This is a genomic window from Anaerostipes sp. 494a, assembly GCF_001940315.1.
In the GTDB taxonomy this organism is placed as follows: Bacteria; Bacillota; Clostridia; order Lachnospirales; family Lachnospiraceae; genus Anaerostipes; species Anaerostipes faecalis.
This window is the reverse complement of record NZ_MJIF01000001.1, coordinates 33,617-58,640: the sequence shown is the minus strand read 5'-3', so window position 1 is coordinate 58,640 and position 25,024 is coordinate 33,617. Positions and strand designations below refer to the sequence as shown.

The window sequence follows — 25,024 nt, the reverse complement described above, 5'->3', positions numbered from 1 at the left end:
TTTTCCTCCAAAATTAAAGTTCAATCTCCCCGTCAAATACCTTAGTTGCTGGTCCTGTCATAAAAATAGTGTTTTTATCTTCATCATATTCTATCTGAAGATCTCCACCTAATAAATGCACCAGAACTTTCTTTCCTGTCTTGTGATTCAGATAAGATGCATATGCACTGGCACATGCTCCTGTACCACATGCCAGAGTCTCTCCTGCTCCACGTTCCCACACGCGCATTTTAATGGTATTTTCATCCACCACTTCAATAAACTCTGTATTGACTCTGTCAGGGAACATCGGATGATTTTCAAACTTTGGCCCGATTTTTTCAAGATCTAGATTATCTACAGAATCTACGAATACAACTCCGTGAGGATTTCCCATAGAAACACAGGTAATATTGTATTCTTTTCCATCTACAATCACAGGCTGATCAATGATTTCATCCAGATCATCATAAATTGCCGGTATTTTAGCAGCGTCTGTAATAGGTGCCTCCATATCAACTTTAACCCATGTCACCTTTCCATCTTCCACCGTAAGATCTAATTCTTTAATTCCACCTTTGGTTTCAATGGTAATTGTTGTTTTATCTGTCAATCCATAATCATAAACATATTTGGCAATACAGCGCACTCCATTGCCACACATGGCACCTTCTGATCCATCAGAGTTATACATGGCCATCCTAAAATCAGCTTTATCTGATGGACAAATACATATCATTCCGTCAGAACCAATTCCAAAATGACGGTCACTAACAAATTTTGCCACCTTGTTCGGGTCATCTATGGTTTCTTCAAAACAGTTTACATATACGTAGTCATTTCCACAACCGTGCATTTTTGTAAATTTCATGTAATCACTCCTTTTTTCACTTTTTTATTATTCTATCACAAGGGCATTATTAAAGTCTACCAATTCTTGTTCTCATTCATAACAAGCACTATTTTATTCCACAGAGAAAAAACTGCGCTTTCAGATTACCTGAAAACGCAGTTTTCTTTTTCGCAATTTGTATATATTATGCTTCTAACAGTTTTTCAATTCCAGCCTTCTTTACACAGACACAGAATAAATCCATTGCCTGCTGGAGTTCTTCAACTGTAGGATAGGTTGGAGCAATTCTTAAATTACTGTCCATTGGATCGTTTTTATATGGATAAGTTGCCCCCGCTCCTGTCAGAACAACACCTGCTTCTTTGGCAAGACGTACAACTTCTTTTGCACATCCTGGAAGAACATCAACAGAAACAAAGTATCCGCCTTTCGGATTTTCCCATGTGATCAGACCACTTCCTGCCAGCTCTTTTTCCAAAGTATTTAACACTGTTTCAAATTTAGGTTTCATACAATCTGCAAGAATCTGCATATGATTGCGAAGTCCCTGAGCATCTTTAAAGAACTGTACATGGCGAAGCTGATTGATTTTATCAAATCCAATAGTCTGTGCGCCCATGATTTTTTTAATTTCAGCAATATTTTCATCACTGGCTGCAACCAGAGAAACACCTGCCCCAGGGAAAGAAATTTTGGAAGTTGAGAAGAAATAATAAGGACGGTTCTTTGTTCCTGCCTCTTCACACGCATCTAAAATATTCTTTACTTTTACATCTTCAAATATCGGATGCACACCATATGCATTGTCCCAGAATATTTTAAAATCTTTTGCAGCTGTCTTCATGGAAGCCAGACGATCTACTGTTTCATCACTGTAACAGATACCCTGTGGATTAGAGAATTTTGGTACACACCAGATTCCTTTAATAGAATCATCTTCTGCTACAAGTTTTTCTACCTGATCCATATCAGGACCATCATTTGTCATAGTAACCGGAATCATTTCCATTCCGAGGGTTTCACAAATGGTAAAATGTCTGTCATATCCTGGTGCCGGACAAAGGAATTTTACTTTATCCAGCTGTCCCCAAGGTTTTTCACCCATGGTACCAAATACAAAAAGACGCATCATTGCATCAAACATCAGATTTAAGCTGGCATTTCCACCAATAATCAGCTGATCTGCCGGAATATCAAGTAATTCACTGAAAAGTCTTTTCATTTCAGGAATTCCATCCAGCACACCATAGTTTCGTACGTCCATCCCAGCTTCTGTGTGGAAATCTGTCATTTCTTTTAACATTCCATTGGAACAATCAACCTGACTTGGTGCAGGTTTTCCTCTGGACATATCCAAGGAAAGGTTCATGTCCTTAAATTCCTGATATTTCTTATCAACTTCTTCTTTTAATACCTGAAGTTCTTCTTTTGTTTTTTGCGTAAATGATTCCATTTGTCTTTTTCTTCCTTCCTATAATCTATTCTGTCTTATCCCATTCCAAACTATTATATTCCTTTTTAGGTTCGCGAACCAGTAAGTTGGTTACTTCTTCTTTTGGATCTGCATTTTCAAACAATACCCGATTCACAGCTTCAACAATCGGCACAGATACTCCGCATTTTTTAGCCAGTCCAAGAGCAGCTTTTGCTGAATATACACCCTCAACTACCATTTTAACCTCTTTCATTGCCTCATCAGCTGTCATTCCTTTTCCGATCAAATATCCAGCTTTTCGGTTACGGCTGTGGACACTGGTACAGGTTACGATCAGATCACCTACTCCTGTCAGTCCTGAGAAAGTCTCAGGTTTTCCTCCAAGAGCAACTCCCAGGCGTGAAAGTTCAGCAATTCCTCTTGTCATTAATGCTGCCTTCGTATTATCACCATATCCAAGACCATCTGTGGTTCCGGCTGCCAGAGCGATAACATTCTTTAATGCCCCTCCCAATTCAATTCCTATTATATCCGGATTGGTATACACACGGAACACTTCACTCATAAAGGTATCCTGAAGCATTTCTGCAATTTCTTTTTTTCTGGATGATACTACAACTGTTGTCGGAATTCCTTTTCCAACTTCTTCTGCATGACTTGGTCCCGAAAGCACACAGACTTCGGCATTTGGAATTTCTTCTTCGATGATTTCAGATAATGTCATATATGTGACATCTTCGATTCCTTTTGCCACATTCACAATAACCTGTCCGTCTTCAATAAAAGATGCCATCTGTTTTGCCATCGTACGAACAACCGGTGATGGAACTGCCATTACGACAATATCTTTATCTTTCAGACTGGTTTCAAGATCTGCTTCCACTGTAATATTTTCAGGCAGTATGACTCCTGGAAGCTTATCTTCTTGCTCTCTTTTTGTTGTCAGCATTTCAATCTCATGAGAATCTACTGACCACAGCATTACTTCATGTCCGTTGTTTGCCAATAGTACAGCAAGGGCAGTTCCCCAGCTTCCTGCACCAATAACACTAACTTTTTTCATTTATTCCTCCTAACGATCAACCTTTTGACCTAATTTATTTTCAGTTCCATGAATTAATCTGTCAATATTCGCACGATGTCTCCAAATTGCCATAATAGTAAAAATGCATCCCACAACTACAAGTGCTGTATCATGTGGGCTATTAAAATACAGAATAAACGGGATAATCAATACCATACATATGGATCCAAGTGATACATATTTGGTAATAATCGTCACAACAAGGAAAACAAGTGCACATAAAAGTCCTAACTGCCAGTGGAATGCAAAGATAACACCTCCGGTAGTTGCAATTCCCTTACCTCCTTTAAATCCAAGATAAAATGGGAAGTTATGACCAAGCACTACCGCGAATCCAGTCAAAAGCCACAATGCCGCCTGTCCGTCAACTCCAAATGCCGGAATGATTATGTATCTGGCAAGATTCACTGCAACCAGTCCCTTCGCCGCATCACCTAAAAATGTCACGATTGCTGCTCTCTTGCCAAGTGTTCTTAAAGCGTTTGTTGTTCCGGAATTTCCACTTCCGTAATCACGAATATCTATTTTATTAACTTTTCCAACAATATATCCTGTCTGGATACATCCAAACAAATATCCTATTAACATACATACTGCCATACAAACTATCATTATCTTTCCTTCCTTTCCCTGGCAATAATATGGATTGGAGTTCCACGGAAACCGAATGTATTTCGAATCTGATTTTCCAGATATCTTGTATATGAAAAATGCATCAGCTGTCTATCATTGATAAATACCACAAATGTCGGAGGTTTTACAGAAACCTGCGTCATATAATAAAGTTTCAGACGTTTTCCTTTATCAGATGGAGGCTGTTTCATTGCCACTGCCTCTGCAAGAATTTCATTTAATACACCGGTCTGCACACGAAGTGCATGATTTTCAATTACAACATCCAGCAAATCAAAAATCTTATTGAATCTTTGTCCTGTTTTTGCCGATACAAATACCAACTCCGCATAAGACATATATGCAAGCACTTCTCTTACTTTGTTTGTATATTTATATATTGTTTTATCATCTTTTTCAATTAAATCCCATTTATTTACCGCAATGATCATTCCTTTTCCTCGTTCATGGGCTATTCCTGCAATCTTCGCATCCTGCTCTGTAATTCCTTCTTCTGCATCAATTACAAGAATCGCAACATCACAGCGTTCTACCGCTGCAACCGTACGAATGACACTATATCGCTCAAGATCTTCCTTGATACGGCTTTTTCTTCTCAGACCTGCAGTATCAATAAACACATATTCCTTATCTCCCCTGCGGATTACCGTGTCGATAGCATCTCGGGTAGTCCCTGCAATATCAGAAACAATCAGTCTTTCTTCTCCCAGCATCTTATTGATCATAGAAGATTTTCCTGCATTTGGCTTTCCGATAATCGCTATTTTCGGACGTTCATCATCCTCTTCCTTAAGGCTCTCAGGATCACAGTTGGCGATAACCTCATCTAACAAATCTCCAAAACCAATCTTGGAATTTGCAGAAACCGGAAACGGTGTTCCTAAACCAAGGTTATAAAACTCATAGGTATCCATGATAAATTTTTCATAGTTATCAACCTTGTTTACTGCAAGCACCACTGGTTTCTGTGAACGACGCAGCATATCTGCGACCTGATAATCTGCATCCACCAGACCCTGTCTCACATCAGTCAGAAAAATAATCACATCTGCTGTTTCAATGGCAATCTCCGCCTGATCCCTCATACGAGACAACAGCAAATCTCCTGTATCCGGTTCAATTCCTCCTGTATCAATCATTGTAAACTGATAATCCAGCCAGGAAATATCCGCATAAATTCTGTCTCTTGTTACTCCAGGAGTATCCTTAACAATAGAAATATCTTCTCCCGCCAATGCATTAAACAATGTAGATTTACCAACGTTTGGTCTTCCCACAATAGCTACAATTGGTTTACTCATAATCTATATTCCTCTCTTAATATTCATAAAAAACAGATATTCATGTATAGTATAAAATAATATCCTTTTAATTACAATACGATAAATGCTCCTAAATTACCTCTTTTTCCATGACTGGCTCTATGAGAAAATAATAATTCAGAATTACAGCAGGTACAAATATCTGTCACATCCAGATGTTCTTTTAAAATCCCTGCCTCAAGTAAAATGATTTCATTTACTTTCCATAAATCCAGCTGGTATTTCCCATTTCCTTTATCTATCAGATAATCTTCCCATGGGCATTCCTTAAATTCCTTTTTAAATTCTATTGCAACATCCTCACTGATTTCATAACAGTCCTGACAAATGGACGGTCCAACTGCTGCAATAATATCTTTTCTCTCACATCCATAATCTTTTTCCATGACGCTTACCATTTTAGCCCCGATCCTTCCGACAGTCCCCCGCCATCCGGAATGTGCCATTGCTGCCACTTCTTTGATCGGATCGTAAAAAAATAACGGAACACAATCTGCATAACTGGTATACATTGGAATTCCTTTTATATTTGTCACCAGTCCATCCATATGTGTCATTACTTTACCACAATCTTCTTCTGTAACTTTATGAATGCTTGTTTCATGGATCTGATTTGAAAAAACCAGTTTTTGGGAATCAAACCCAATAGCTTTTCCAATTCTGCGGAAATTCTCATCTACTGCATTTTTGTCATCTCCTCTGGTATAGCTTAAATTCAGAGATGAAAAAATACCTTTACTGACTCCTCCAATTCTGGTAGAAAATCCATGTGTAACTCCCGCTTTATCTAATTTTTTAAAAGTAATATATGGCACTTCACCCTGGTGAAGCACCGTAGAATGATTTTGATTTGACTTCTTAAAATGCATGTTTTATCACTCTTATTTTCTTTCCTAATATTTCAACTACATCAAAACGTATGGCTTTATCAAATGAAATAGAATGCTGCTTCATATAAACCATAGCTGTTTTTCTTATTTTAGCCTGTTTCTTTTGGTCAACTGACTCCCCGGGATATCCATAACAGGAATCTTTCCGATATTTCACTTCTACAAAGACCAGCACCTCTGAATCCATTGCTATAATATCAATTTCTCCGGTACGAATTCCATAATTCTGTTCCAGAATCACATATCCCTGCAGTTTCAAAAATTCTGCTGCAACTTTTTCAGCTGCCATTCCCTTTTTCCTCTGATTCATTATATATACTTCTTTACAAAGGTTTTTCGATGAATATCACAGATTCCATGCTCTTTAATACCCTGAATATGCGCCTTTGTTCCATATCCTTTATTTTTTGCAAAATCATAGCCTGGATATACATCGTCATATTCTTTCATCATACGATCCCTGGTTACTTTTGCAACAATACTGGCTGCAGCAATGGATGCACTTTGTGCATCACCTTTGATAATCGGAATCTGAGGAATATCAACTTCAGGTATTGTTACCGCATCATTTAACAAAAGATCAGGCTGTACAGTCAAACTTGAAATTGCAGAGCGCATTGCCTGATATGTAGCCTGCAGAATGTTTATATCATCAATCACTTTTTCTGATGCCATGCCGATACCAACTGCAACTGCCTTTTCATTTATTTCATCATAAAGCATTTCTCTTTTTTCTCAGAAAGCTTTTTAGAATCATTTAAATACAAAATATCACAGTCCTTTGGAAGAATCACTGCTGCTGCCACAACCGGACCGGCAAAAGGTCCTCTTCCAACCTCATCGATTCCACATATATATGAACAATCACCATGTTCTCTTTCATAAGAGAACATTTGATACATTCTTTCTTTTTCCTGCTTTAATTTTTCAGCTTTTCTTGCTTCTCTTTCTTCTTTTTTTGTCATTTTTATTCCTTCTGAATCCTTCCTGCCTGTTTCCACGGATATATTCTGAAAATAACTCTGCCGATTATTTCATCCCGGCGAACCGATCCAACTTCCTTATAACGGCTGTCCAGACTGTTTTCCCGATTATCTCCCAGAACAAAATACTCATCTTTTCCCAGTTTCACTGTTTTAGTCATAGTACCCTGATGAGTATAGTAATCTTTCGCATAATCCCATGAAATTTCTCTATCATTAATATACACAACACCGTTAGCGATTCTGATTATCTCTCCTGGTAACCCGATAATACGTTTTACAAATAATCTTTTCTGATCTCCCGGTCCCGGAAATACAACAATATCAAACCTTTCCGGAGCTTTGAAACGATAGGTCAGTTTATCCAGTATAACCTGATCACCATCTGACAGCACGGGCTCCATGGAGCTTCCTGTTATTTTTGTACGCTCACCGACAAAAATGATGACTCCTGCAGCAACTATTGCCGCCATAGCAAATGTAACCAGCCAGAGAAACAACTCTCTTCTGTCTCGGTTTTTTCGTCTTCTGACGCGAAATGACATATTAAACCTTACTCCTCTTCCGGGATCTCCAGTGATATTTTTCCTAACTTACCATTTCTGAACTCTTCCAGCAGAATATTGGCTGCCTTAGTATAATCCAGCTCATCTCCTTTTAACTTGCAGTTACGGTTTAGAGCAATTGCTTCTAAAATCTTTACTCTATCCATTGTTTCATCAACCTGATAGCGCTGATTCAGAATACCCTCATAATTCATTGTAAGAAATTCAATCAGCTCCAGTGCCATTTCATCCTGATTCAGAATTTCATCACGTATAGAGCCAATCAATGCCAGACGAAGACCCACTGTCTGATCTTCAAATTTAGGCCATAATATTCCAGGGGTGTCAAGAAGTTCAATATTCTTATTTAACTTTATCCATTGTTTTCCCTTGGTTACTCCTGGCTTATTTCCTGTCTTTGTACAGGCTTTTCCAACAAGGCTGTTAATAAATGTTGATTTCCCGACATTAGGAATTCCTGCGATCATGGCACGAATCGGTCTGTTTTTTATTCCTCTTTTTCGATCTCTTTCAAGTTTTTCCTTGCAGGCATCCATTATAATAGATTGTGTAGCTTTCACACCTTTCCCAGCCTTGGAATTGGTTTTTGCCACAAAAAATCCTTTTGATTTGAAATAATCTTCCCACATAGCTGTAACTTTTTCATCTGCCATATCTGATTTATTTAACAAAATCAGGCGAAACTTATTGGCCGCCAGCTGATCAATATCTGGATTTCGACTGCTCAAAGGAATTCGTGCATCTACCAGTTCAATCATAATATCGATTAATTTCATATTTTCCTGCATCATACGCTTTGCTTTGGTCATATGACCAGGATACCATTGAAAATCCATGTTTCTTTCTCCTTTTACTTATCCCCATGGCCAGTATTTAAAGCTTACTTTGCCAATAATATTTTCCCTTTTAACATTTCCAATACTTGCACTGCGAGAATCCTCACTATTATTATAATTATCACCTATTACAAAGTACTGATTTTTCTTTAATGTGATTTTATCAGAAGCAAGTCCTGGTGAAAGAATTTTTTCTTTTGAAAATGCCTGAGTCCTTTTTCCATTGATATAAATTCTTCCATCCTTTACTTCCACTGTTTCTCCCGGCAATCCAACAACACGTTTCACATAATAACTCTTATTCTTCTCATCATCCAATCTAAATACGATTATATCATATCGGCTTGGCTTTTTCACTTGATAGATGATTCTATTTACCAAATGCTTTTCACCTTTCTCAAAAGTCGGTGCCATAGAATCCCCTTGAATCGTGTAACTAAAACATATAAAACGAACAATAATGAAAGCAAAAAATACAGCTGTTACAAATTTCAGTATATACTGAATAATTTTTTCCCTTCTCTGACGCTGCTGTTTTCGCATCTGATAAGTTACGGTATATCCATTCCTCATATCATCATACTCCTATGAAACAAAACAGGGATAAGCTATACGCCTATCCCTCTTCCCTGTAATCTGTTTTGATTATACTCTTTCTTTAACTTTTGCAGCTTTACCTACACGGTCACGTAAGTAGTATAATTTAGCACGTCTTACTTTACCACGTCTTACAACTTCAATCTTTTCGATGATTGGAGAGTGAACTGGCCAAGTTTTTTCAACTCCTACACCACTAGCCTGTTTTCTGACTGTGAATGTTTCACGAGCTCCACCGTTCTGTCTTTTAATAACAGTTCCTTCAAATACCTGAATTCTTTCACGGTTTCCTTCTTTTACTTTTGCATGAACTCTTACAGTATCTCCTGTTCTGAATTCAGCTACTTCTTTTAACTGTGCATCTTCGATGCTCTTAATAATATCCTGTGCGTTCATTGTTGTTCCTCCTTGAACTGATTTAGATGTTCTTAATACCTTTTGTAACAGAGGACCATCCTATTTATAACAACTCGAATATCTTAGCATATTTTTATGTCTATGGCAAGATTTTTTTTAAACTACTCAGAATTTTTTTCAAGAATAAACTTCTCCATGGCTTTTGCCACACCATCATGATTATTTGTATCGGTAATATAATCTGCTATTTTTTTTACAGAATCCAGGCCATTTTCCATAACCACAGATAATCCAGCCTCTTCAAGCATTTCCATATCATTATCTGCATCACCAAAAGCCATTGTTTCCTGCTGCTTTATACCCAGTATCTGTGCCAGATGCTTCAATCCATCTCCTTTATTACATCCTTTTGGAGAAATTTCAAGATTCTTAGGCAATGAACTTGAATACTGTATATCGGAAAACCTTTTCAAATCCTCCCAAACTTTTGCTCTCTCTTCCATTGTTCGAAAAATCAAAGTCATTTTCTCTACGGTATCTTTATGCTCTTCTATAAAATCTTCCACATTTTCTACTATTTTTCTGGACCCCTTTACAATAGCCCTTGTATTATCATCTAATTGATAATAATCCAGATTCTCCATGGCTTTTCTTTCCCCATAGGATTGTCCATTCTGACTTACACTGATCATCAGATCAAACTGTCTAAGATATTTTATCAGTTCCAAAACCCTTTCCGACGAAAAATGATTTTTATAAAGAACCTTTTTTTCTCTAATATCATAAATTGTGGCTCCATTACTAAAAATTCCGTAACGAATTTTTCCCATTGATGATAATTCTTCTGGAAGAGCATTTACGGCTCTTCCTGTAGCTGCTACAAAATGTACTCCCTGATCCAATACTTCTTCTATCACTTCTCTGGTATGTTTTGTTATGACACGATCCCCATTTAATAAAGTGCCATCCATATCTGCTGCAACCAGCTTTATTCTATGTTTCAATTTTTTCTCCTGTTTCCTTCTGATATGCTTCCCACAAATCAGGCCTTCTTTCTTTTGTACGCTTTATTGACTGTTCTAGACGCCATTTTCGAATATTCTCATGATGACCGGACAATAATACATCCGGAACCTCCTTATCCAAAAAAACAGGAGGTCTTGTATACTGAGGATATTCCAGCAATCCATTTTCAAAGGATTCCTCACCGGCAGAATCATCATTATTCAAAACACCTGGTACCAGTCTGGAAATAGCATCTATCATTACCATGGCAGGAAGTTCTCCTCCTGTAAGAACATAATCTCCGATAGAAACGTAATCTGTTACAATTTCTTCCAAAACTCTCTCATCGATGCCTTCATAATGTCCGCACAGAAAAACAAGTTCCTCTTCCTTTGCCAGTTCCTTTGCCATATTTTGATTAAAAACCGTCCCCTGAGGCGTCATATAGATAACTCTCGGTCTCTTTTCCATATGCTTTACCAGATCTTCATATGCACGGTATATAGGCTCAGGCTGCATTACAAGGCCTGCTCCTCCTCCATAAGGATAATCATCAACTTTCATATGTTTATTAGTTGAATAATCTCTGATATTTACTGCATGGATATCCAGACATCCTGACTCTATCGCTCTTCCAATAATACTGGTATTCAATCCATCTCTTACCATATCAGGAAATAATGTTAAAATATGAAATCTATTCATCCAGCAATCCTTTCATCACATTGACAGTTACCTGTCCGTTATCAAGATCAACCTTTTTTACACACTCTCGGATTACCGGCAAAAGCACTTCTTTTCCGTCTTCCATAGTAACTACATAGACATCATTAGCTCCTGTCTGAAGAACATCTGTCAATTCTCCAAGAACCTCTCCGTTATCTTCACGAATCACTGTAAGACCGATCAGATCAACTATAAAATATTCATCTTTTCCCAAAGGTACCGCCTGATCCCTTGTGACAAATAAACCACAGCGTTTATACATTTCCACCTGGTTAATATTATCAAACTCTTTAAATTTAAGAATCGGCTGATTTTTCATAAACTTACAGGAAACCACATGCAGCAGAATACGCTCTTTTCCTGTATCAAGATACACTTCCTTCAATTTTTTAAAACGTCTGATATCGTCTGTCATTGGGAAAACTTTCACTTCCCCGGCAATCCCATGTGTATTGGAAATAGCGCCAACCTGTAAAAATTCCTCCATTGTGTACTGTCTCCTTCCACTTAATTTTCAATTCTCATTCCATAATATAAAAAGCAGGAATAAAACTCAAGTTTTTCTGAAAAAATCATTTTATTCAATCCATCCAAAATGTCTGCATGCATTGTAGATTCCATCTTCCCATGCATTGGTGGTAATGTATGAAGCCTTTTCCTTTAGTTCATCCACCGCATTTCCCATGGCAATACTGATCCATTCATCTCTGAACATGCTCAAATCATTCCTATTATCTCCAAATACTACAACATTTTTGTAATCAGCACCGAAATAGTCCATCACAGCTTTTATTCCAACAGACTTATTACCAGGTTCAACAAAAAAATATTCTTTGTGAAATCTAAACCATGGCAAACCTTTTAAATTTTCCAGTTTTTCTTCTTCTCCTTCATTACATACAACATAAACCTTGAAAATTTTATCATAATCTCTTGGATTCAGATCTTTTTCTACAACCGTATCCATATATACATCTCTGGTCAATTCATAAAATCTATCATCCGGTGCCAGTCTCCTGGTTGTATTATCCGGCTGAAAAGCCCACACAAATCCTTTTTCTTCACATTCGTCAATCAGACGAATACACTTATCATAATCCAACGGCTTAATATCTATGATTTTATGATTAATGGTAATTCCATTTCCACCATCATGTACCATATTTTCAAAACCAAATTCTTTCAGATATCCTTCCGCCATAGCCTGGCTTCTCCCAGTTGCCAATGCCAGAAAATGTCCCTGTTCTTTCAGCTGATTCAACGCTATTTTGGCAGATTCAGGAATATACCCCTTTCCAGGCTCTCCTACTGCCAATGTCCCATCAATATCAAAAAAGAAATATTTTTTCTCCATTTTTTCACCACCTTCTCTCAATAATATAACTTAGAATTTTCTCATAATCAACTTTTTCTTCACAAACAGTATATAACAGTTGACAACAGTTATTCACTGTTATATACTGTTAATACAAGGAGGAGTAATATGAAACTGATAATCAACGGATCTTCCATGGTTCCAATTTACGAGCAGATCATGGATCAAATCAAAGCCATGATCCGAAACGGTGAACTGATAGAAAATGATGCGCTTCCTTCCGTTCGTTCTTTGTCAAAGGAATTAAAAATCAGTGCTCTAACTGTCAAAAAGGCCTATGACCATCTGGAACAGGAAGGTTTTACTGTAACCGTTCATGGAAAAGGTACCTATGTGGCTGCTACAAACAAAGAATTATTACTGGAGGAACAACGAAAAGAAATTGAAAATGATTTGGAAATGGCCATCCAAAAAGGAAAACGATACGGATTAACAAAAGAAGAATTAACAGATTTGTTTTATCTCATTTTGGAGGATTAAGATATGTTAAAAATGAATCATGTAAATAAAAATTATTCAAAATTCCATCTAGATTGCACACTCCAGGTTAAACCTGGATATATTACAGGATTGATCGGACAAAATGGTTCTGGAAAAACAACATCATTTAAAGCTTCCCTGGGACTTATTCCCATTGATAGCGGATCTATTTCTATATTAGGGAAAAATATTGATGATTTTTCCGCAAAAGACCGGGAGCAGCTGGGAGTAGTATTATCTGATTCCGGGTTCAGTAATTATTTATCAATTTATGATTTAATTCCTATTTTAAGTAACCTGTACAGCAGATTCGATAAAGACTTCTTTCTAACAGAGTGCTCTCATTTTTCTCTTCCATTAAAAAAGAAAATCAAAGATTTTTCTACTGGAATGAAAGCTAAACTAAAAGTCATCATAGCCTTGTCCCATCATGCATCTTTACTGATATTAGATGAACCAACGGCGGGGCTGGATGTCATCGCCCGTGATGAAATACTGAATCTTCTTCGTGTCTTTATGGAAGAGAATGAAGAAAACGGGATTCTTATCAGCTCTCATATATCCTCTGATCTGGAGGGACTTTGTGATGATCTCTATATGATTCATGAAGGTAATATTATTTTTCATGAAGACACCGATAAATTGTTAAGTGAATATGCTGTTTTAAAAGTTTCTAAAGAAAAACTGCATCAGATAGATCAGCAATATATACTAAAAATACAAAAAGAAGCTTTTGGTTATTGCTGCCTGACAAACGAAAAACAGTATTATCTGGACAATTATCCGGATATTATCATCGAGAATGGAACCATTGACGAATTAATGATGATTATGATACGAGGTGAAGAATTATGAAAGGCTTATTAATCAAAGATATAAAATTATTGAAGAATCAGAAAAGTTTCTTATATATTTTAGCTATTATTGCTATAATATTTTCATTTTCACCTGGTGAAGGGCCTTCCTTTGCTGTGGGATATTTCACTTTTATCAGCGGATTCCTGGCGCTTTCTACTATCAGTTATGATGACCTTGACCATGGTTTTTCATTTTTATTCACTTTACCTGTCAGCAGAAAAATATATATCCAGGAAAAATATATATTGGGAGCAGGATTCTCCTTCCTGATCTGGCTGGTTTTCACAACTTTATATTTTGCTTTATCACTTCAAAGAAACTCTTTGCTAAATATAACAGAATTCTGGCTATCTCATATTATCTTATACATTCTGCTACTTTTGATATTATCCATTTTCATTCCTGTACACTTAAAATTTGGAAATGAACGTGCCAGGGTTGCATTGATGATTTTTTTCGGATTGGTTTTTGCCTCTTCATTTGTTATTTCATCTGTTTCATCAAAAGAAGAATTAAACGCTTCATTTAATCAATTCATCAACTCATTTTCTTCCTTGATGTTTCCTGCTTTAATTATGATTCTTTTCCTTGTATCTGCTGCTGTTTTGTGCATCTCAGCCATAATCAGTACACATATTATGAATCATAAAGAATTATAAAAGTTATCCTGGTGTGTATTAAAACCTTTCCTGTTGAAATAAAAAACTTCTTTCCAGAAAAAACATTTTTCTGGAAAGAAGTTTTTTATTATTCTGCTTCATCTACATCATAGAAAAAAATATTACAACTAAAAACATTGTAACTATAGAAAGCACCTTAATTGTATTTCCATAGTATTCTTCATCAAACTCTGTGTCACCTAAACTATGATTCATATATATCCCTCTTTTCTAGTACTCTTTTGTTGTCTTTAATATATCATATGAATTTATAGTTCTTTTATGATTTTCGTTATATTATTGTAAAAACAGGTTTCTGCTAATCAATACTTCCCGGCCAATGACTACCGCTTTGGAATCTGTTCCATGACCAATCTGATCTGTTTTAAAAACCGGTGTACTTTCCTTTACATAATCTAAAACGATTTTTATCATATCAGGCTTACATTTTTCCTGTTCCATTTGTGTAAATGTACCGAGAACCAGTCCGCTTATTTTTTCAAATACTCCTAGCATCTTCAGATGGCTAAGATAGGTAATCATCTGCGGAACCTTGCCGCTTCTTGCTTCCAGCAGCAATACTTTATCTTTCATATCCGGAAAAAATTCCGTTCCTGCTAATTTAAGAAAACAGCGAATATTGCCACCCACTAAAATCCCCTGCATTTTTTCCCCTTGAACAAACTGCCCTCTCACTGAAAACAGATCCGATTTATTATACAAAAAACTTTGTGAAAATTCTTCCTTTTGCTTCTTTCCATAATCATATATCAAATTTCTTATCTGATATAAAACAGATTCTTTTCCAGTTTTAGTATAAATTGCATTAATAATTGTTGTCAGATCACTATATCCCCAAAAAGTTGCTTTGCTGTCCTTAATTTTTTCAAAATCCAGATACGGCAGAAGCTCATTTGCCAAATCTCCACCAGAAATATCAAAAATATCTTCTATCTTTTTATCACAAAAGAATTCCATCAGATTTTCCGCTTTTTCTTTTCCTGTTCCACTAATCCCCTGCTGTTTTTCAAAAATATACTTACTGGTTTTTGTGCAAATATCAAGTTTTTTTAATGTATCTCTTAATAATTGTATTTCTAATGTTTTTTCCACTGATAAACCGTTGGAGCATGCAACAAGTGTCGTATTTCTCTTATTTTCTCTATTAATAGATCTCACCTGCTTTCTTATATCTATGAAACTATCTGAATATGAAATCCTTGTTTTTCATACTCTCCTAAAAATCATATCTTACAATAGCACAGTTCTTTACTCCAAAAGCTGCATACTCTTCATTTGTCATATCAGTAAAATAAGACTGTACTACACGTGCAATACCATTATGAGCCACCAGAATATAAGTTTTTTCGTCAGATTCCGCCTTGATATCATCCAGCAGATTGTATATTCTCTGTGCCAGACGCAAAGTAGATTCACCACCTTCATGACTGCAGGCAAAAAACTCTTTGGCCTTTTTGAAATCTTCACCATCTCTTGGGGTAGACTCCCATTTTCCAAAGTTCTGCTCGATCAGCCTTGGTTCCATATGTGCCGGTATTCCTGTAATCTCAGAAATATGCTTTGCAGTATCTGCTGCCCGAACCAGAGGAGAATACAAAATCTCATCCGCTGTAATTCCCTCCTTTAAGATTTTCTTTCCTGTCTCTATGGCCTGCTGATGACCAAACTCTGTCAGAGCAATATCTGTTGCTCCACAGATCTTATTTTCCACATTCCACACAGTCTGACCGTGTCGTACAAAATACAAATGTCCCATGTAAATCTCCTAATAAATTAATACCTTTGAATTGTCTTTATTCATCATTAAAAAATGCTTAAACTCATTCTTTGATTAAAGATAGCGCATTTAAACCTTTTTTTCAAGTATTTACTGTCCGGCTCTTTCCTAATGAAAGAATAAAGTCTTTCTATAAAATAATAAAAAGAATCTGCTCATTTATATATGAACAGACTCTTCTAAGTTTATGTCTTAATGTTAAACATAGTTTTTCTATCTTTTATCTTGTTGTTTACAGATAAAATTCCATTGGAGAAGTTGGATACTCGATTTCATCCAGCTGATCCATCGTAACCAATCCTGCAGGTGCACGAAGTACGGATGGAATTCTATTTACAATCGTAGCACAGGTGTGCTCAACTGTTGCAGGTTTTACAACATGAAACTCTGTATCCGGTTCACCTGTGATTTTCCAGTCACACATATCCCCATCTTCTGGTCCGTAAACTTTACCAATACAGCTTGTCTCGATTACAGGACCCTGGAATGTTTCTGTTGTCACAACAGCAGACATACCAATACAGTTTCCTTTTGGAATCGTTGCATTCATTGTAGATGAGAAAAGATCTGTATCATGGAAGTACGGTATACACTTCTGGGTCTGACTCTTAATCGTCCATCCCATCTTAGATGCAAGTGCTTCATTGGAATTCCATACATAAGAAGGCTCTATCTCCTCTGGGTGTGCAATCTGCTTCTCAAATTCATCCGCATTGTCACTGATCAGAATACCTGTTTTTATGCCAAGTCCCGCATAATCACCAACATCCATTCCCACGATTGCCGGATTGCTGTCAATGGCACCGACTATCTGACATCCTGTCTCATACAAATATCTTAGTGTATATCAGATGAGGGATGACTCCCGCCTCTGTAGGCGGTGAGCAACAATTATGTATCAGTGGCGGGTTTCAATCCCCCATCTGATATACGCTCCGCGAGGATGCGCAGGAATTCGGATTGGAAGTATGTCTGCTATGCAGACCCGAATTCCGCGCCAAGACTCGCGAGCGAGTCTTGAATGTAATCATAGAAATTCATATCCACATCCATGGCATAAATAATCCGTTCCGGTATATATTCCAACGTGATTGTTCCGCTTTTAGGAGATTTCTTATATCTTTTAATATTAGACATGGTACGATTGATTGCTTCCATCTTATACTGCAACTCCTTCTGCTGCTGTATTGTCTGCACTTTCTTCCATTGCAGTATTTTTTCAATCTGATCAATATCTTTCTGATCCAGCACTTCTTTAATCTCTTTCAGTTCCATACCCAGTTCTTTCATGTACTGAATCATATCCAGTCGTGCATTCTGTTTGATATCATAATACCTGTAATGAGTCTTCTCATCTACATAGCATGGCTTTAACAGCCCCATTGAATCATATAGTCTAAGCGTTGGAACTGTTGTACGGTTCAACTTCGCCATTTCACCAATCCCGATATATTTCAGCTTTTTTTCACCCATATCACTCATATAATTTTCTTTACACTTTCTCCATAATAACTCTAATGTTACATTAGAGTTATTATAACACATTTTTCTTTTTTGTTGCCGTACAAGAAAAACACAAAAAATAAAAGACCCACGTAAAAACGTGAGTCTGATAATGGACCAGGCGGGAATCGAACCCGCGTCCAAAAACCTTTCCACATGAGGCTCTCCCATTACAGTCTGTCTTTTTACATTCCCTCCACAGTGCTCCGACAGACAGGATCACTGCTTTAGTAGCTTCATAAATACTTCATCTGCCGCAAAGCTTAGGCAAATGAGGGTCCTACATTATTTGAAGCCAGGACTCACAGACTGTAGGTGATCCGGAGCTGACTGCTGCAAACTAGGCAGCGTACGCTAATTTATTATCTGCGTTTATATTTAAGTTTGTACCGTAAGGTGGTCCCTCCCAATGGCTCCTCAAGCTTCTAGATCCCTGTCGAAACCAGTACTGGCCCAGAAATAAAGAAACTTTTACCGAGACTGAATTTTTATATCCAGTCTCGGGTTCTTATTATATATCTTGAATAAACTCCTGTCAAGCAACAGCCGGTTTAACCAAAATTACGTACTTTAAAATCTCTTTGTGCTTCACGAAGCTGATCCCTTTTTGATATATCCTGTCGCTTATCATATAATTTCTTTCCACGACAAAGACCTACTTCAACTTTTACCAGACTTCCTTTAAAATATACTTTCAATGGAATCAGTGTGTATCCCTTTTGTTTCATCTGTCCTACCATTTTGGATATTTCAGAATGGTGTAGAAGAAGCTTACGCACTCTAAGGGGATCCTTATTAAAAATATTTCCCTTTTCATAAGGACTGATATGCATCTGGTGGATGTATGCTTCCCCTTTTTCAATACCAATAAAAGCTTCCTTTATGCTGCAATGCCCCATACGTAAAGATTTCACTTCTGTTCCATGCAGTACAATTCCTGCTTCAAAAGCATCTTCCACAAAATAATCATGTCTTGCCTTTTTATTATTTGCAATTAGTTTTGTCCCACTGGTTTTGGCCATTTTCCTCATCCTCCACTAATTCAAAATCAATATTTTTAAGGAGCATATCTACTCCCTTGACTTTAATTGTTACATGCTGACCCAGTTTAAATTCTTTTCCTGTTCTTTCCCCAATCATAGAATAGGTAGCTTCATTATAATAGTAATAATCTCCAGGAAGTGTAGATACATGAACCATTCCTTCTACCGTATCAGGCAGTTCCACATAAATACCCCATCCTGTGACTCCGGAAATAACACCTTTGTGTATTTCCCCGATGCGATTTTTCATATATTCTGCTTTTTTCAATTTCTCCACTTCACGTTCTACTTCATCTGCACGACGTTCCGTTTTGGATGTCTGTTCTGCCACCTTAGGTAAAATTCCTTCATAATGAGCATATCGTTTGCCTGTAAAATCGCCATGAAGATTTTCCTTTATAATACGATGAATCTGAAGGTCCGGATATCGACGGATCGGAGAAGTAAAATGGCAGTAGTATCTGGTTGAAAGTCCAAAGTGCAACGAACACTGTACGGTATATTTTGCCTGTTTCATGGATCTGAGGGTCAGCCTGCTGATTAACGGCTCCTCTGGAGTTCCTTCAATCTTTGTTAATAATTTCTGTACTTCCATTGGATGAAGCTCTTCACGGTTAATTTTAAGGTATATTCCGAAATTTTGCAGAAATGCCTGCAATCTGTCTATTTTTTCTCCATCAGGAATATCATGGGTACGATATAAAAACGGAATCTCTCTCCAATAAAAATCTTCCGCTACAGTTTCATTAGCACACAGCATAAAATCTTCAATGATTTTTGTTGCTGCATTACGTACTTGTGGAAAAATATCAATCGGTCGTCCATTTTCATTTAAGATGATTTTAGATTCAGGAAAGTCAAAATCAATACTTCCTCTTTCATGTCTTCGTTCTCTTAAAATATCAGAAAGTTCTTTCATCAATTCAAACATGTCCACAAAATCTTTATAACGATTTCGCTCCTGCTCATCTCCATCTAAAATTGCAGCCACGCTGGTATAAGTCATTCTTTCATCAACATTGATCAATGTCTCAGCAATCTGATAATCTATCACTTTTCCCTTTGAATCAATCTCCATAATACAGCTTAATGCCAGCCGGTCACATCCTGCATTTAATGAACAGATTCCATTGGATAACTGATAAGGCAGCATAGGTATCACTCTGTCTACAAGATACACACTGGTTCCCCGTTTTAACGCTTCTTTATCTAACGGAGAATATTCTGTAACATACTCAGAAACATCGGCTATGTGCACTCCAAGAAGATAATGATCTCCTTTTTTTGTCAATGTAATAGCGTCATCCAGATCTTTTGCATCTTCCCCATCTATAGTAACTGTTGGCCAGCCACGAATATCCATTCTATCTTTATAATCAGCTGCATGAACCTCATCAGGAATCTGCTTCACCTGCCTTTGCACATCCTCATCAAATTCTGTGGGAATACCATATGCTTTCACAATGGATAAAATATCAACTCTTGGATCATTTTTATGCCCAAGCACTTCAATAATTTTCCCCTCAGGACTATGTCTCTCATCTCCATAATCTGTAATTTCCACAAGAACCTTAAATCCATTGGTAAGATTTTTGCATTCTTCTTTGGAAATAAAAATATCACTGTCGAATCGCTGATTATCCGGTATAACAAAACCAAAATTCTGATTTTTCTGAAGAGTTCCAACAATAGTCGTTATTCCCCGTTCTAAAATCTTGACGATTTTTCCTTCTTTTCTGCGTCCGGTCTTTGGCAGATCATTTAGCACTTCCATCAGAACCTTGTCATCATGAAAAGCACCATTCATATTCTTCTCATGTATATAAAAATCTTCTTTCATGCCTTCCACTGTTACAAACCCAAAACCATTCTGTGTACAGGTAAAAGTCCCTTCCAGGATTTCCTTTGAAATCGGTTTATATTTTCCTCGTTTTGTAACCTCAATACTTCCTTCTTCTACCAGTTCTTTCAGGATACTGACAAATTCTTCTCTGTCATCCGGATCAACCTGCATCAGATATCCGATTTCTTTTTGTTTCATCGGTTTATAATGTTTATCGTAGATTAATGCCTTTATTCTCTTTTTTCTTTCAAATCTCTTATCTGTCATCTTATTTCTCCCATATCAGGAAATTTAACGTTATTTCCCACAGAATAATAAAGCACCTCTTAAACAAGTTTAAGAAGTGCTCAAATTTCTTAAATAAATCTGGAACATAAAATAGCTGCTGTTACAAAGAAAATAACTGTAAAAAATGTTGTTAATTTAATTAATGTTCCTTCCTTAGAACGTCCTTTGTTTTTGCTCCAGTATGTCCCGGAATCTGCTGCTCCTGTTAAAGAACCCAGCCCGGCTTCTTTCCCTTCTTGCATTAGTACTAATATAATTAATAAAATTGATGCTATGATAAAAATAACGGTTAATGCTGTTTTCACAATATGCCTCCTAATAATCTTCTATTCACTGTGAATTATTCTAACATAGAAGTAAATAAGATGCAAGAAAAACTCCCGTTTTACAAAAATCTAACATAGTCCATATCTTCTGCTGCTTCCCAACTGTTCCTCTATCCTCAGAAGCTGATTATATTTTGCTGTCCTGTCTGAACGACATGGTGCACCGGTTTTTATTAGTCCGCTGTTTACCGCAACTGCAATATCCGCAATGGTAGTATCTTCTGTTTCTCCAGACCGATGAGATATGATGGTTCTGTACCCTGCATTTTTTGCCACTTCCACCGCATCCAGAGTTTCTGTCAGTGTTCCTATCTGATTTGGTTTTATAAGAATACTGTTTGCAATTTCTTCCTGAATTCCATCTCTCAACCTGCCTACATTGGTAACAAACAAATCATCCCCCACCAGAAGAATCTTTTCACCTAGCCGATATGTCAATACTTTCCAACCAGGCATATCTTCTTCATTCAGGCCATCCTCAATGGAGAAAATAGGATATTGTTCCACCAGTTTTTCATAGTATTGTACCATTTCCTCTGAATTTCTCCTGATTTCTTTTCCTGCCATTTTACTTTCACCAGCAAAAAAATACACATCTTCATCTTCATCATAAATTTCAGATGCTGCACAATCCAATGCAATGGCCACCTCTTCTTTTGGTTTATAACCTGCTGTCTCAATGGCGTTTACCAGCAATTCCAAAGCTTGCTCGGAGCTTTCCAGATTTGGAGCAAATCCTCCTTCATCTCCTACACCTGTACTTAAATTATTTGATTTTAAAATGCCTTTTAGATTATGATATATTTCTGTTCCCATCATCAGCGCATCCTTAAATGAATCCGCACCTACCGGTGCAATCATAAATTCCTGAAAGTCTACCGTATTGTCTGCATGTTTTCCTCCGTTTAAAATATTCATCATAGGAACCGGAAGTTTACATGCAAAGCTTCCACCCAGATACTGATAAAAAGGAATACCAAGTCCGCTTGCCGCCGCTTTTGCTGTAGCCAGTGAAGCCCCCAGAATAGCATTGGCACCAAATTTACCCTTATTAGGTGTTCCATCTGCTTCCAGCATAATTTCATCAATTTCAATCTGATTTAAAGCATTTTTTCCAATCAAACGATCTGCAATCCTGTGATTTACATGATTCACTGCCGTTTCTACTCCAAATCCTCCATAACGTTTTTCTCTGTCGCGAAGTTCCAGTGCCTCAAATTTTCCTGTAGATGCACCAGATGGCACAATGGCTCTTCCTCTGGCTCCCCCTTCCAGTACCACCTCAACTTCAACCGTTGGATTGCCTCTGGAATCCAGCACTTCTCTGCCAATTACATTTTCAATACACAAACGATATTTCAACAAAATCACATCCTTCATCAATAATACTGCTATTATTTCCAAGAATATGAGATGCTATACAAAAAAGAACATCTACGGTATTTTCTTAGATATTACAAGACAAAAAAACTACTGCAGATAATTTTTCTTTATCTGCAGTAGTTTTTATACTATTTCATATGACAGGCAATATCAGGACAACTCCATAGATTGATTTCTCTCCAATGCTGCAAGGCATAGTTCATACATATCATCTTCACCTTCTAGCATTGGAGAATTTTCTCCTCCTCCATTAGTACTTCTCCTCATGGTGGCATAAAATTCTTCTCCTGCATTGATCAGTTCCATAGGATAAATCTCATAACCATTTTCCCTGCAAATCTTACAGAAAGCAACTATGGGTTCCTTGTCATCCTTTGTTGCTAGCAAAGCGCTTTTTAACTTTTCATCATGTAGCGCTTTTTCCTGCAGTTCCTCTAACATTTCATATACATCCATAGTGGTACCTCCTTTATTAAAATGTTTGTATTCATAATACAAAGCAACAAAAGCGTCCGTGTTATCACACAGACGCCTTTGTCTTACAAAATGATTTTATTATTTTACTAACAGAGATGTTCCTGTCATATCTTCTGGTTTTTCCATTCCCATCATTTCAATTAATGTAGGTACGATATCAGCAAGGCATCCACCTTCTCTTAATTTCACACCTTCATCATAATTTACAAGAATAAATGGTACTGGATTTGTTGTATGTGCTGTAAATGGAGCTCCTGTTTCATAATCTACCAGCTGCTCTGCATTTCCATGGTCAGCACAGATAAACATCTGTCCATCTACTTCTTTAATTGCTTCTACAGCGTTTCCAACACATGTATCAACTGCTTCTACAGCTTTAATTGCTGCTTCTTCAATTCCTGTATGTCCAACCATATCACTGTTTGCAAAGTTAACAATGATAACATCATATTTATCAGATTTGATTGCCTCTACCAGTTTTTCTCCAACTTCAGGAGCACTCATCTCAGGCTGAAGATCATAAGTTGCTACTGCAGGTGATTTTACCAGGATTCTTTCTTCGTTTTCATTTGGTTCTTCTACACCACCATTGAAGAAGAATGTTACATGAGCATATTTTTCTGTCTCTGCCAGACGAAGCTGTTTCAATCCGTTCTTGGCAAGGAACTCACCAAATGTATTCTTGATTTCCACTTTATGGAATGCAACTAATTTGTTAGGAATTGTTACATCATATTCTGTAAAGCATACAAATGTTGTTTTAAAATATCCATTTGGACGTTCAAAGCTGTCAAACTTGTCATCACAGATTGAACGGGTGATTTCTCTCGCACGGTCTGGTCTGAAGTTATAGAATATTACAGAATCATTTTCTTTTAAGGTTGCCACTGGAGCACCATCTTCCATAATAACAGTTGGTACAACAAATTCGTCTGTTACATCTTCTTTATATGATGCTGCGATTGCTTCTACACCATCTTCTGCTGTATTACCCTGTCCCATAACAATGGCATTGTATGCTTTCTGCACACGATCCCAGCGGTTGTCACGGTCCATTGCATAATAACGTCCGGAAACAGATGCAATCTTACCTACACCGATTTCTTTCATTTTAGCAACTAATTCTTCAGCATAACCTTTTCCAGATGTAGGTGCTGTGTCACGACCATCCAGGAACAGATGAACATATACTTTGTCCAGTCCGTTTCTCTTAGCCATTTCAAGAACTCCATACAGATGTGTATTGTGACTGTGTACTCCACCGTCTGATAATAATCCGAAACAATGTAATGCAGAATCATTCTTCTTGCAGTTTTCCATAGCTTCTAATAATGCTTCATTGTCAAAGAATGTTCCATCTTCAATTTCTTTTGTGATTCTTGTAAGTTCCTGATACACGATACGTCCTGCACCCATATTCAAGTGACCTACTTCAGAGTTACCCATCTGTCCTTCTGGAAGTCCTACAGCCATACCTGAGGCATTTCCTGGAACAAACGGATATTCTTTCATTAATTTATCCATAACAGGAGTTTTTGCTTCTGCAACTGCATTGGCTTCCTGTTTGTCATTTAATCCATATCCATCTAAAATCATAAGAACGGTTGGTTTTTTACTCATCTTTATCTCCTTTATCTTAATTAATTATCCTTTTATAGTCCGTTAATATTATAACGATTTTTTTCAATGAATTCAATATATTATTTAAAAGAACTCTTCTCCTTT

Annotated in this window: 28 protein-coding genes, 1 other RNA gene and 1 pseudogene; 3 read left to right on the top strand and 27 right to left on the bottom strand. The window is 37.0% G+C overall.

Annotation, left to right across the window (positions count from 1 at the left end):
• Positions 1-13: 13 nt before the first annotated feature.
• The 16 genes and pseudogenes from dapF to BHF70_RS00240 all read right to left on the bottom strand — a co-directional run bounded on the left by dapF (position 14) and on the right by BHF70_RS00240 (position 12,620).
• Positions 14-850, bottom strand: a complete 837-nt coding sequence (gene dapF / locus BHF70_RS00315) for a diaminopimelate epimerase (protein ID WP_075758391.1) — start codon at positions 848-850, stop codon at positions 14-16.
• Positions 851-1,016: 166 nt separating this feature from the next.
• Entirely contained in the window at positions 1,017-2,285 is a 1,269-nt protein-coding gene (locus BHF70_RS00310; RefSeq protein ID WP_075758390.1) for an aminotransferase class I/II-fold pyridoxal phosphate-dependent enzyme, read from the bottom strand.
• Between the two features lie 25 nt (positions 2,286-2,310).
• Positions 2,311-3,330: an NAD(P)H-dependent glycerol-3-phosphate dehydrogenase gene (locus tag BHF70_RS00305; protein WP_075758389.1), complete on the bottom strand. Its 1,020-nt coding sequence runs from the start codon at positions 3,328-3,330 to the stop codon at positions 2,311-2,313.
• A gap of 9 nt (positions 3,331-3,339) precedes the next feature.
• On the bottom strand, positions 3,340-3,963 hold the full coding sequence (gene plsY, locus BHF70_RS00300; RefSeq protein WP_075758388.1) for a glycerol-3-phosphate 1-O-acyltransferase PlsY: 624 nt from the start codon (positions 3,961-3,963) through the stop codon (positions 3,340-3,342).
• Positions 3,963-5,285 carry a ribosome biogenesis GTPase Der gene (der, locus tag BHF70_RS00295; protein ID WP_075758387.1) on the bottom strand — a complete coding sequence of 441 codons (1,323 nt, stop codon included), beginning with the start codon at positions 5,283-5,285 and terminating at the stop codon, positions 3,963-3,965. Before der ends, plsY begins: the two co-directional genes overlap by 1 nt.
• Positions 5,286-5,356: 71 nt before the next feature.
• On the bottom strand, positions 5,357-6,175 hold the full coding sequence (pgeF, locus tag BHF70_RS00290) for a peptidoglycan editing factor PgeF (RefSeq protein ID WP_075758386.1): 819 nt from the start codon (positions 6,173-6,175) through the stop codon (positions 5,357-5,359).
• Positions 6,165-6,506, bottom strand: a complete 342-nt coding sequence (locus BHF70_RS00285) for a YraN family protein (RefSeq protein WP_075758385.1) — start codon at positions 6,504-6,506, stop codon at positions 6,165-6,167. The genes pgeF and BHF70_RS00285 overlap by 11 nt, the downstream gene beginning before the upstream one ends.
• A pseudogene (locus BHF70_RS00280) lies at positions 6,506-7,161 on the bottom strand (ribonuclease HII). The gene BHF70_RS00285 and the pseudogene BHF70_RS00280 overlap by 1 nt, the downstream one beginning before the upstream one ends.
• A 2-nt stretch (positions 7,162-7,163) precedes the next feature.
• Complete coding sequence (gene lepB / locus BHF70_RS00275; protein WP_075758384.1) at positions 7,164-7,724, bottom strand: signal peptidase I; 561 nt, start codon at positions 7,722-7,724, stop codon at positions 7,164-7,166.
• Positions 7,725-7,732: 8 nt separating this feature from the next.
• Positions 7,733-8,581 carry a ribosome biogenesis GTPase YlqF gene (ylqF, locus tag BHF70_RS00270; RefSeq protein WP_075758383.1) on the bottom strand — a complete coding sequence of 283 codons (849 nt, stop codon included), beginning with the start codon at positions 8,579-8,581 and terminating at the stop codon, positions 7,733-7,735.
• A gap of 18 nt (positions 8,582-8,599) precedes the next feature.
• Positions 8,600-9,154 (bottom strand): signal peptidase I, encoded by a 555-nt coding sequence (gene lepB / locus BHF70_RS00265; RefSeq protein WP_075758382.1) that lies wholly within the window; start codon positions 9,152-9,154, stop codon positions 8,600-8,602.
• A 72-nt stretch (positions 9,155-9,226) separates the two neighbouring features.
• Positions 9,227-9,574 (bottom strand): 50S ribosomal protein L19, encoded by a 348-nt coding sequence (gene rplS, locus BHF70_RS00260; RefSeq protein WP_075758381.1) that lies wholly within the window; start codon positions 9,572-9,574, stop codon positions 9,227-9,229.
• A 122-nt stretch (positions 9,575-9,696) separates the two neighbouring features.
• A complete protein-coding gene (locus tag BHF70_RS00255) occupies positions 9,697-10,539 on the bottom strand; it encodes an HAD family hydrolase (protein WP_230973711.1) in 843 nt (280 codons plus the stop codon).
• Positions 10,529-11,245, bottom strand: coding sequence for a tRNA (guanosine(37)-N1)-methyltransferase TrmD (trmD, locus tag BHF70_RS00250; RefSeq protein ID WP_075758380.1), 717 nt, complete (start codon positions 11,243-11,245; stop codon positions 10,529-10,531). The genes BHF70_RS00255 and trmD overlap by 11 nt, the downstream gene beginning before the upstream one ends.
• Positions 11,238-11,753: a ribosome maturation factor RimM gene (gene rimM, locus BHF70_RS00245; RefSeq protein WP_075758379.1), complete on the bottom strand. Its 516-nt coding sequence runs from the start codon at positions 11,751-11,753 to the stop codon at positions 11,238-11,240. The genes trmD and rimM overlap by 8 nt, the downstream gene beginning before the upstream one ends.
• 90 nt (positions 11,754-11,843) lie before the next feature.
• A complete protein-coding gene (locus BHF70_RS00240) occupies positions 11,844-12,620 on the bottom strand; it encodes an HAD-IIB family hydrolase (protein ID WP_075758378.1) in 777 nt (258 codons plus the stop codon).
• A 129-nt stretch (positions 12,621-12,749) separates the two neighbouring features.
• Here BHF70_RS00240 and BHF70_RS00235 point away from each other — a divergent pair, with 129 nt between their 5' ends.
• From BHF70_RS00235 to BHF70_RS00225, 3 genes are read left to right on the top strand one after another with little or no spacing between them, the layout of a single operon-like run.
• Positions 12,750-13,121, top strand: coding sequence for a GntR family transcriptional regulator (locus BHF70_RS00235; RefSeq protein WP_075758377.1), 372 nt, complete (start codon positions 12,750-12,752; stop codon positions 13,119-13,121).
• 3 nt (positions 13,122-13,124) lie between these two features.
• Positions 13,125-13,976 (top strand): ABC transporter ATP-binding protein, encoded by an 852-nt coding sequence (locus BHF70_RS00230; protein ID WP_075758376.1) that lies wholly within the window; start codon positions 13,125-13,127, stop codon positions 13,974-13,976.
• Positions 13,973-14,638: an ABC-2 transporter permease gene (locus tag BHF70_RS00225; protein WP_075758375.1), complete on the top strand. Its 666-nt coding sequence runs from the start codon at positions 13,973-13,975 to the stop codon at positions 14,636-14,638. Before BHF70_RS00230 ends, BHF70_RS00225 begins: the two co-directional genes overlap by 4 nt.
• A gap of 297 nt (positions 14,639-14,935) precedes the next feature.
• Here the strand turns inward: BHF70_RS00225 and BHF70_RS00220 are convergent, their stop codons facing one another.
• The 11 genes from BHF70_RS00220 to gpmI all read right to left on the bottom strand — a co-directional run bounded on the left by BHF70_RS00220 (position 14,936) and on the right by gpmI (position 24,919).
• Positions 14,936-15,817, bottom strand: coding sequence for an LD-carboxypeptidase (locus BHF70_RS00220; RefSeq protein WP_075758374.1), 882 nt, complete (start codon positions 15,815-15,817; stop codon positions 14,936-14,938).
• Between the two features lie 58 nt (positions 15,818-15,875).
• The gene (locus tag BHF70_RS00215; RefSeq protein WP_075758373.1) at positions 15,876-16,415 is read right to left on the bottom strand and encodes a histidine phosphatase family protein; all 540 of its coding nucleotides are present in this window, start codon (positions 16,413-16,415) and stop codon (positions 15,876-15,878) included.
• Between the two features lie 253 nt (positions 16,416-16,668).
• On the bottom strand, positions 16,669-17,268 hold the full coding sequence (locus tag BHF70_RS00210) for a hypothetical protein (protein ID WP_242946274.1): 600 nt from the start codon (positions 17,266-17,268) through the stop codon (positions 16,669-16,671).
• A 143-nt stretch (positions 17,269-17,411) separates the two neighbouring features.
• Complete coding sequence (locus BHF70_RS00205) at positions 17,412-17,918, bottom strand: MerR family transcriptional regulator (protein ID WP_242946273.1); 507 nt, start codon at positions 17,916-17,918, stop codon at positions 17,412-17,414.
• Between the two features lie 131 nt (positions 17,919-18,049).
• Positions 18,050-18,394: a transfer-messenger RNA gene (gene ssrA, locus BHF70_RS00200) on the bottom strand.
• A gap of 96 nt (positions 18,395-18,490) precedes the next feature.
• Positions 18,491-18,961, bottom strand: a complete 471-nt coding sequence (gene smpB / locus BHF70_RS00195) for an SsrA-binding protein SmpB (protein WP_075758372.1) — start codon at positions 18,959-18,961, stop codon at positions 18,491-18,493.
• Positions 18,924-21,092 carry a ribonuclease R gene (gene rnr / locus BHF70_RS00190; RefSeq protein ID WP_075758371.1) on the bottom strand — a complete coding sequence of 723 codons (2,169 nt, stop codon included), beginning with the start codon at positions 21,090-21,092 and terminating at the stop codon, positions 18,924-18,926. Before rnr ends, smpB begins: the two co-directional genes overlap by 38 nt.
• A gap of 89 nt (positions 21,093-21,181) precedes the next feature.
• Positions 21,182-21,418 (bottom strand): preprotein translocase subunit SecG, encoded by a 237-nt coding sequence (gene secG / locus BHF70_RS00185; protein ID WP_192846084.1) that lies wholly within the window; start codon positions 21,416-21,418, stop codon positions 21,182-21,184.
• Positions 21,419-21,508: 90 nt separating this feature from the next.
• Positions 21,509-22,819, bottom strand: a complete 1,311-nt coding sequence (eno, locus tag BHF70_RS00180) for a phosphopyruvate hydratase (RefSeq protein WP_192846083.1) — start codon at positions 22,817-22,819, stop codon at positions 21,509-21,511.
• 153 nt (positions 22,820-22,972) lie between these two features.
• Positions 22,973-23,278 carry a hypothetical protein gene (locus BHF70_RS00175; RefSeq protein WP_075758369.1) on the bottom strand — a complete coding sequence of 102 codons (306 nt, stop codon included), beginning with the start codon at positions 23,276-23,278 and terminating at the stop codon, positions 22,973-22,975.
• Between the two features lie 99 nt (positions 23,279-23,377).
• The gene (gene gpmI, locus BHF70_RS00170; RefSeq protein WP_075758368.1) at positions 23,378-24,919 is read right to left on the bottom strand and encodes a 2,3-bisphosphoglycerate-independent phosphoglycerate mutase; all 1,542 of its coding nucleotides are present in this window, start codon (positions 24,917-24,919) and stop codon (positions 23,378-23,380) included.
• Positions 24,920-25,024 lie beyond the last annotated feature (105 nt).

What these genes read in the sequence shown, in the direction of transcription:
- rplS (WP_075758381.1), bottom strand. Translation starts at nt 9,574, where the DNA reads ATGAACGCACAGGATATTATTAAGAGCATCGAAGATGCACAGTTAAAA.
- BHF70_RS00230 (WP_075758376.1), top strand. Translation starts at nt 13,125, where the DNA reads ATGTTAAAAATGAATCATGTAAATAAAAATTATTCAAAATTCCATCTA.
- dapF (WP_075758391.1), bottom strand. Translation starts at nt 850, where the DNA reads ATGAAATTTACAAAAATGCACGGTTGTGGAAATGACTACGTATATGTA.
- der (WP_075758387.1), bottom strand. Translation starts at nt 5,285, where the DNA reads ATGAGTAAACCAATTGTAGCTATTGTGGGAAGACCAAACGTTGGTAAA.
- BHF70_RS00175 (WP_075758369.1), bottom strand. Translation starts at nt 23,278, where the DNA reads ATGGATGTATATGAAATGTTAGAGGAACTGCAGGAAAAAGCGCTACAT.
- ylqF (WP_075758383.1), bottom strand. Translation starts at nt 8,581, where the DNA reads ATGGATTTTCAATGGTATCCTGGTCATATGACCAAAGCAAAGCGTATG.
- gpmI (WP_075758368.1), bottom strand. Translation starts at nt 24,919, where the DNA reads ATGAGTAAAAAACCAACCGTTCTTATGATTTTAGATGGATATGGATTA.
- BHF70_RS00305 (WP_075758389.1), bottom strand. Translation starts at nt 3,330, where the DNA reads ATGAAAAAAGTTAGTGTTATTGGTGCAGGAAGCTGGGGAACTGCCCTT.
- rnr (WP_075758371.1), bottom strand. Translation starts at nt 21,092, where the DNA reads ATGACAGATAAGAGATTTGAAAGAAAAAAGAGAATAAAGGCATTAATC.
- BHF70_RS00285 (WP_075758385.1), bottom strand. Translation starts at nt 6,506, where the DNA reads ATGAATCAGAGGAAAAAGGGAATGGCAGCTGAAAAAGTTGCAGCAGAA.
- BHF70_RS00225 (WP_075758375.1), top strand. Translation starts at nt 13,973, where the DNA reads ATGAAAGGCTTATTAATCAAAGATATAAAATTATTGAAGAATCAGAAA.
- plsY (WP_075758388.1), bottom strand. Translation starts at nt 3,963, where the DNA reads ATGATAGTTTGTATGGCAGTATGTATGTTAATAGGATATTTGTTTGGA.
- BHF70_RS00235 (WP_075758377.1), top strand. Translation starts at nt 12,750, where the DNA reads ATGAAACTGATAATCAACGGATCTTCCATGGTTCCAATTTACGAGCAG.
- smpB (WP_075758372.1), bottom strand. Translation starts at nt 18,961, where the DNA reads ATGGCCAAAACCAGTGGGACAAAACTAATTGCAAATAATAAAAAGGCA.
- lepB (WP_075758382.1), bottom strand. Translation starts at nt 9,154, where the DNA reads ATGAGGAATGGATATACCGTAACTTATCAGATGCGAAAACAGCAGCGT.
- BHF70_RS00310 (WP_075758390.1), bottom strand. Translation starts at nt 2,285, where the DNA reads ATGGAATCATTTACGCAAAAAACAAAAGAAGAACTTCAGGTATTAAAA.
- eno (WP_192846083.1), bottom strand. Translation starts at nt 22,819, where the DNA reads ATGAAGGATGTGATTTTGTTGAAATATCGTTTGTGTATTGAAAATGTA.
- BHF70_RS00240 (WP_075758378.1), bottom strand. Translation starts at nt 12,620, where the DNA reads ATGGAGAAAAAATATTTCTTTTTTGATATTGATGGGACATTGGCAGTA.
- rimM (WP_075758379.1), bottom strand. Translation starts at nt 11,753, where the DNA reads ATGGAGGAATTTTTACAGGTTGGCGCTATTTCCAATACACATGGGATT.
- trmD (WP_075758380.1), bottom strand. Translation starts at nt 11,245, where the DNA reads ATGAATAGATTTCATATTTTAACATTATTTCCTGATATGGTAAGAGAT.
- pgeF (WP_075758386.1), bottom strand. Translation starts at nt 6,175, where the DNA reads ATGCATTTTAAGAAGTCAAATCAAAATCATTCTACGGTGCTTCACCAG.
- BHF70_RS00205 (WP_242946273.1), bottom strand. Translation starts at nt 17,918, where the DNA reads ATGAGTGATATGGGTGAAAAAAAGCTGAAATATATCGGGATTGGTGAA.
- lepB (WP_075758384.1), bottom strand. Translation starts at nt 7,724, where the DNA reads ATGTCATTTCGCGTCAGAAGACGAAAAAACCGAGACAGAAGAGAGTTG.
- BHF70_RS00215 (WP_075758373.1), bottom strand. Translation starts at nt 16,415, where the DNA reads ATGGGACATTTGTATTTTGTACGACACGGTCAGACTGTGTGGAATGTG.